4 protein-coding genes are annotated in these 6850 nt (G+C 67.9%); 1 reads left to right on the top strand and 3 read right to left on the bottom strand.

Annotated elements, in window-relative coordinates:
• Window positions 1-269: 269 nt before the first annotated feature.
• Window positions 270-992 carry a DNA methyltransferase gene (locus tag HMPREF3088_RS02805; protein ID WP_246818012.1) on the top strand — a complete coding sequence of 241 codons (723 nt, stop codon included), beginning with the start codon at window positions 270-272 and terminating at the stop codon, window positions 990-992.
• Between the two features lie 72 nt (window positions 993-1064).
• Here the strand turns inward: HMPREF3088_RS02805 and HMPREF3088_RS02800 are convergent, their stop codons facing one another.
• From HMPREF3088_RS02800 to HMPREF3088_RS02790, 3 genes are all read right to left on the bottom strand, one after another.
• The gene (locus HMPREF3088_RS02800) at window positions 1065-1559 is read right to left on the bottom strand and encodes a 2'-5' RNA ligase family protein (RefSeq protein ID WP_070758405.1); all 495 of its coding nucleotides are present in this window, start codon (window positions 1557-1559) and stop codon (window positions 1065-1067) included.
• 316 nt (window positions 1560-1875) lie between these two features.
• The gene (locus HMPREF3088_RS02795) at window positions 1876-3306 is read right to left on the bottom strand and encodes a type VII secretion-associated protein (RefSeq protein ID WP_070758318.1); all 1431 of its coding nucleotides are present in this window, start codon (window positions 3304-3306) and stop codon (window positions 1876-1878) included.
• Window positions 3306-6767 carry an FtsK/SpoIIIE domain-containing protein gene (locus HMPREF3088_RS02790; RefSeq protein ID WP_070758317.1) on the bottom strand — a complete coding sequence of 1154 codons (3462 nt, stop codon included), beginning with the start codon at window positions 6765-6767 and terminating at the stop codon, window positions 3306-3308. The genes HMPREF3088_RS02795 and HMPREF3088_RS02790 overlap by 1 nt, the downstream gene beginning before the upstream one ends.
• Window positions 6768-6850 lie beyond the last annotated feature (83 nt).

Below are 6850 nucleotides of genomic sequence, written 5' to 3'. Positions count from 1 at the left end.
CCCCCCCCGCACCCCCTGCACGTTTTGCAGAGTTTGATGTCGCTTTTAGCCCGATTTCCGGCATCAAACTCTGCAAAACACACGGGATAGAGCACAAACACACGGGGTCGGAGCGCAACACCCACGGGTGGAGGGCGAAACGCAGGGGTCGGAGTGCAACACCCACGAAGGCGGAGCCCAATACACAACGCGGGCACGGGGCCGGGATGCCCCAAAACGCCACGGACCGGTCACTGGTCTTTTCAGGACGTCGGGCTAAACTGCAGGTCATGACGCCTTCCCCGCCCCTGGATGCGCCAACGGCAGCCCCCGCCACACCCCTGCGGACGAGCATCGCCGAGTTCCTCGTGGATCGCCCTGCCGGCGCGGACGAGGACGTCCACATGTGCGCCGCGATCGTGGACCACGTGATCCGTGCATATTCCGCTCCTGGCGACATGGTTTTTGATCCCTTCGCGGGCTTTGGAACCACACTCATCCGTGCCGTGCGGCTCGGCCGGCGGGCCGGGGGCATCGAACTGCTGCCGGAACGGGTGGCTCAAATTCGCGCCGCCGCACCGGGGGCGAGCATGGTCGCAGGAGACGCGCGCCGGATCCTGCCGATGTTGGCGTCGTCGTCAGAACAACCGCAGAAAAACGAGCCGCGACCTGCAGTGAACCTGGTTCTCACGTCCCCGCCGTACATGGCCGCGACGGAGGGCGAGGCCGATCCGCTGGAGGCTTATGAGTGCGGCGGCGGGGACTATCGGCGTTACCTCGCGGAGCTGGGCGAGGTGGCGGCCGAATGCGCGCGACTGGTGGTTCCCGGTGGGCACGTGGTGTGGAACGTGGGCGATATTCGCCACGCGGGGGCGCTGACCCCACTGATCGCGGACTGCGCCGAGTTGCTGGCAGAGCACCTAGAGCAGGTGGCCGTGGTGGAGATCGAATGGGATGAGTATCCGCACGACATCAGCCGCGACGCGCTGCTCGTCTTCCGGCGCAAGGCGTAGGTGGCTGGGACTGGCTGGAGGGATTAGCCAGCTCCGGGAGGGGGATCGCCCTCCCCCGGGGAAACAGCGGGTTTAAAAGGGGAAGAACTGGTCTGTGCTCGGCACGCGGAGGCCGGCTTCCGCCGCGGTGAGCTGGCGCAGTTCTGGCGGGCTGAGTTCGTCGAGGGCGCGGATGTAGTCCGGGACGATGGCCCGCGGCAGGCGCAGCCCCATCGTCAGGTGCGGGATCCAACGCGGGCCGCGCCCCTCCGGGTTTGCGGTGCTGATCGCGCGCGCCGCGGTTTCGAGCTCGTCGCTGGCTTCCAGCAGCCACGCGACGGTCTGCTTGCGCCGGGTGCCGAACACGACCGTGCCCATCCGCTGCAGGGTGGCGGGCATCAGGGGCGCGAGGAGTTCTTCGGCCAGATCCACGACGGGCTGTTCCATGCGCGGGGCGAAGGTGATGGTGATGTGCGGGGTTTGGTGCTGGGCGGGAAAACCTCGCTGTTCGAGCGCGGCGAAGATCTCCCGGACCTGCGCTTCTTGTTCTTCCGCGAGGTGCAGCAGGATGTTTTCCGGGGACGCCACCGCCTTCACCTCCGCTCTTCCCAGCCGTTCCTGTGGTGCTGTCACTAAGCACCGCTTCTGCCTGCACCCTACCGAAGCGGCTGCGCACCCCGAAGCGGCCCTGGCGTGGCCTCCGCCCGGCACTGACTCGGCAATGGCATCGTTCCGGCGTGGCGAATTGGTCGAGGCGGAACGGACGCACACACCTCACCCGCCTGGCGCGGGCGCCTCATCCCGGTTGCCGCGAACGCCTCATCCCGACGTGCCGCGATCGCTTCACCCCGGCGGACACCTCTCCCCGTCGGGTGCGGTGGAAAGGGCGCCGGCGCCGCAGCGCTTACTTCTCCGGCCGGGCCGAGTCCACCACCTGTTCGCAGACCCGCGAGCGCACTGGGTTGGGTTCCCGATATTGGCAGCCGATGGATACCTGGTGGCCATCCACGAGCCGGACGTACCAGAGCGTTTCGGAGTCCGGGTACTTCTCCCGGTAGCTAACCGGGGATTCACTGGCGACCTTCGTGCCCGGCGCGTCCCGCAACGCTTTAAGCACGGCTTTGTCCAATTCGGCCTGGCTCTTTAGTGGTGCGGGTTTCGCGGCGAGCAGTACGCGCATTCCGGCGTCCTTCTCAGACTGGTAGGTCTCCCGCTGCGGGGTGGCTTCGGCGAGGTTCCATCCCTTCGGCCAGTCCGCTGTCACAGGGACGTCGGCACGGTCGGCGGCGCGGTGGTCGGCACCTTTACCGTTGATCTTCGGGTCCTGCATGCCCGGCCGGTTCGGCGGCGGGGTGAATGGTGGCGGGGTCTCTGGCTGGCGGTTTCGGTCCGAATCCCCCTCCCCGGCATCTTCCCCGCCGGCGCTCTCCCCGGCACCTGGCTCGACCTGCCCGGCCTGCCCGGCGGCACCGCCTTCGGCGTTCGCGACCGCCTGGGTGTCCTCCCCGGCACCACCGGCAGCGTCCAGCGCGAGCCCGGCGGCCATTGCTCCAGCCACGATGATGATCGCGACGAAGGCCGCAGCCACCGGGCTGGCTCCCAGCGGGAGTTTCCGCGGTGCCGCCGCACCCGCTCCCCCACGGTGTACTGCGGGCCGAGTTGGCCCGGCCTTATCCCGTGAGCCTGAAAGGTCCCAGGACAGAACCCGGTTGGGTGTCGCCCGCGGCTCTTCTCCGGGAGGCACGCCCGGCGCGGGCGCACCCTGCCCGAGTGCTTCCGCGTGCGTTAGCTTCCCGGCATCCGCGCCACCTCCGGCGCCACCCGTGGCCCCGGCGCCCGCCCTCATCGGCTCTTCCGGGCTCAGCGCCAATAGCTCCTGTTGTGCGACCGCGAGGCTGCTGGCCAGGTTCATCGCGTACTGGGTGTCCACCACCCGCGCTCGGAACCCAGCCGCACGCAGATAGGTAGCAATCGGGGCAGCCTGCCCACCCGTGACCAGCACGTCCGGGTCGGACTCACCCACTCCATAGGGGAAGTGGTCCCGCGGGATACCGGAGTCCAGCCCCGCTGCGTGCGGACTATTCATTCGCTGCTGCATTACTTGGGTGACCAGTTCGGTGAGGTCGTCCAGCTCCTGCAGGTCAATCCCGCTGCCGCGGAACGCGAGTGTGCTGGCTGTATCGGGCCCGGTGATAGGAGGCATCGTGAGACTGAACCCGGTGAGCAGGTCCGTGACCTGGTCACCGTGGACCAGCAACCCCGACTCATAGCGGGCAACGGCTTCCGCGAGCAGCCCCATCGCTGGGATCGGGGGTTTGGTTGCACTCGGATTCATCACTCTTCCTCCTTCTCGGACGCACCCGTGGCGCCGGTTCCGGTTTGTTCACAAGCTTCAACTGGTTTTGACGATGCACCGACCTCCGCTTCTGCGACCTGGACCAGCCAGGATTCTGCGTGGACGTACACGCCGCGGCCGGGTTGGCGTCGGCACAGTTTCTGGCCTGCGATCGGACCGTCCTCACGCGGCGCGGAGAGCAGCAACCACGCGCTGTGGTCGCGCATCGCCTGCATGAGGGGCTGGAAGGCCGAGCGAGCGAACTGCCCCGAACGCCGGGCGAGCACCAGGTGCAAGCCAATGTCCGCCGCGTAGGGCAGCAACGGCACGAGCGCGTCGAGGCCAGGGTCGTTGTCCGAATCGTCGACAATCACAAACAGCTCCGGCCCGGACCACCAGGAACGGTCCCGGAGCTGCTCGACGGAGACGTCCTTCGGCACGCGGGACTGCAGCACCTCGACCCATTCGGCGAGGCGCTGGCGGAACTGCTCCGCACCCAGGTAACCGGGGCTGCCAAGCAGGCCGCGCCGGGTGTCCGTGGCCAACACTTCCGCGCGACCCTCGGGCAGCTGGTCGATGCTGGCTGCCACCGTGCGCAGCGCGCTGGTCGCGCCCGCCCCGGCCTGGCCGATGACGACCAGGTGCGGGAACTCCCCGCTGTCCCAGGCCACCGCATCCAGGCGGGGGCCGCCCAGGGCGAAGGGCACCACCGGGGCGTGTGCACCCATCGCGTGGCTGCCTGCTGCGACCTCCCCCGTTGAGTCCACGGCAGCGTGCTTGCCAGCCGTAGCTGTACCCGTGCCAAAACCGCTGGTCCCGGCATCCACGCCCGGCGCGGATCCACAACCCGGCACGCCGTCCAACAGCTCCGCCAGCCCGATCCGGTCCGGCAGCACCCGCATCGCAACATCCTTCTCGCCCCGGGCCACGCTGACTTTGCGCACGTGCTCCACATCCTGGGCAGCGCAGAACGCCACCTGGATGTGCTTGCCGTTATGCGACACGCCCCGCCCCGGCACGTCCGGCAGGGACTTCTGCGCATCGCGGAATTCAGCATCCAGCGCGGTCATCTTCATCTCCACGTGTCCGGTCAGCACGTCACGCAGCGAGGGCCGGAAGTTCCAGCGCAGTGCGGTGACCACCACGTGCAGGCCACGTTCCAGCCCGCTGGTGGCCAGCTGGATGAGCCGCTGCTCCTCCTCCCCAATCGCGGTGAGCTGATCCAGCCCGTCCACGATCAGCACGCGCGGGCCTTCCACCAGGTCCACCTCGTCCAGTAGGCGCCCCGCATGCTCCGGGCCAACCACCGCCGCGACCTGCGGCAACCGCGCCAGATCGCGCAGCGAACCACCGGGGTCGAAGATGTAGATCGGCACGCCCGGGCTGCTCAGCCCGAGTGCGAGCACCAGCGCCCGCACCGTCATTGTCTTGCCCGTCCGTGGTTGCCCGACGATCGCCCAGTGCCGCCGGTTCAGGTCCATCCGGTACGTCCGCTGCACCCCTTCGAACGGCAGGTCCTCCAACCCGATCGCCGCCGTCAGCGGTTCCATCTTCACCGACGACGACGCCGCTGCCGCCGCACCCGCTCCGATCCCCGTCCCGGTGTTCTCTGGTCTAGCCTCCGGTGCGCCTGTATCCGACTCCGCCAGCACCTCGTGGGCTGGCAGCATCGTGGGCAGTGGCGGCAACCAGATCGGGTTCTTGTTCGGCCCCTGCAGCCGGTCCACCACCAGTTGCAGGGTGGTGGTCGTGGACTCCACCTCGCTGCCGAGCTCCTGGATCAGCCGCTGGTCACGGGGCAGCTCTGGGCCGGAGACGTAGGCGCTGTGGAAGCGCACCGTGTCGTGGGCTGAAAGGATGGCGGCACCCGGGTTCGCGGGTAGTTCAAACGCCGCAGTGGAGCCGATCAGCGCCCGCGACTCCGCCGCCGAGAATGTCCGCAGCGCAATCCTGTAACTCAGGTGGGATTCCAGGCCGCGCAGCCTCCCCTCCTCGAAGCGCTGGCTGGCCAGCAGCAGGTGCATCCGCAGGCTGCGGCCCAGCCGCCCGATCGCGGCGAAGACCTCCGCGAACTCCGGCCGGTTCTGCAGCAGCTCAGAGAACTCGTCCACGACGATGAACAGCGCCGGCATCTGACCCGGGAAGGCCTCGTTGAACTCCAGAGCGGTGGACATCCCTGCCGCCCGGAGCCGCTCCTGCCGCCGGTGCATCTCACCGAGCAGCGAGTCCTGCATGCGATCCACCAGCCCGGCCTCATCCACCAGGTTGGTGATCACCGCGGAGGTGTGTGGCAGTTTGTCCAAGCCCAGGAAGGCCGCGCCACCCTTGAAGTCCACGAGGATGAAGTTCAGCTCCTCCGGACTGTGGTTGTGCGCGAAGCTGACCACCACGGATTTCAGCAGTTCGGATTTACCCGAGCCCGTCGCCCCGATGCACAACCCGTGTGGCCCGATCCCGCCCAGCGCGGATTCTTTAATGTCCAGGTACACCGGCGCGCCAGAGAACCCGATCGGGGCGCGCAGGTCCCCGCCCGGCAGCTCCAGCAGGCTTGTGCCGGAAGTCACCTGGGAGCGCGACCGGCACACCATCGCCAGTTCCACGTCGCTGAGCTGGTCCGCCAGGCCGAACGGCGCCCAACCATCAACGGTCCACGCGCTCATCGCGAAGCCTTCCTCAGCCCCCGCGACATGCAGGTACAACCCCTGGCTCTGTGCGGCATCCACCCACTCGCTGCTGGGCTCCACCACCACCGAGTTCAACGTCACCGGGTCCGCGCCCGTACAGAAATTCACCCGCACCGACCCATCGTGGGGCAGCCACTGATCATGCGGCCCGCGCACGCCGACGTCCTCCGGAGGTTGGGCGACCAGCTGCGCCTGCATCGCACGCGCCAACCCCGCCGCACCGTCGCCGACGATCGCGATATACGGGAATGCACGCACATCCACCGCCACCGGCGCCTCGATCGTCGCGGTGCGTAGCGCCAGGTCACGCAGGCTCATCGCGCTCACCGGCTCCAGGTCCTCCGGCGGAGCATTAACCGGGATCTCCAGCGGATCATCCGGTGCCTGCACCGCCACTCCAATGCGCACCACTCCAGGGGCCGCGCTCGGCAACTCGCCGGCATGGATGTGGTTCCACAGCGTGCCCGGATGCGGATGCTCCCGGTTCATGCGAACCAGCTGCTCGCGCCGGGCTTTCTTGACCGAATCGGACAGCGCGTCCAGGTGACGGTGGAACCCCCTACGGACCTCGTTGACGTCCGTGCCGGACTGGAACATCATCGCCATCGAACCCAGCATCATCAGCGGAAAGATGAATGTCATTGGCGAGCGTCCCGCCCCGGACATCACCATCGCCGCAACCATTCCCAGCACCGCGACCAGCATGATCGCGGGCATGAGTATGCGGACGAAGGGCTGTTTTTCCTTCGGCAAAGTTGGTGGTGATTGCGCTTTCACCGCGGTTTCCCCCTTGTATTGAACCCCTCAACTGACCACTCGCGCCCCGCCCTGCCCCCGCAGGTTGCTGACACTATCGCCAC

The organism is Corynebacterium sp. HMSC22B11 (genome assembly GCF_001815965.1).
Classification (GTDB): Bacteria; Actinomycetota; Actinomycetes; order Mycobacteriales; family Mycobacteriaceae; genus Corynebacterium.
Note: the sequence above shows the minus strand (reverse complement) of the source record. Positions and strands in the feature narration are given on the sequence as shown.

Bases quoted from the DNA above. Each gene is read 5' to 3' on its own strand.
- HMPREF3088_RS02805 (WP_246818012.1), top strand. From the start codon at position 270: ATGACGCCTTCCCCGCCCCTGGATGCGCCAACGGCAGCCCCCGCCACA.
- HMPREF3088_RS02795 (WP_070758318.1), bottom strand. From the start codon at position 3,306: ATGAATCCGAGTGCAACCAAACCCCCGATCCCAGCGATGGGGCTGCTC.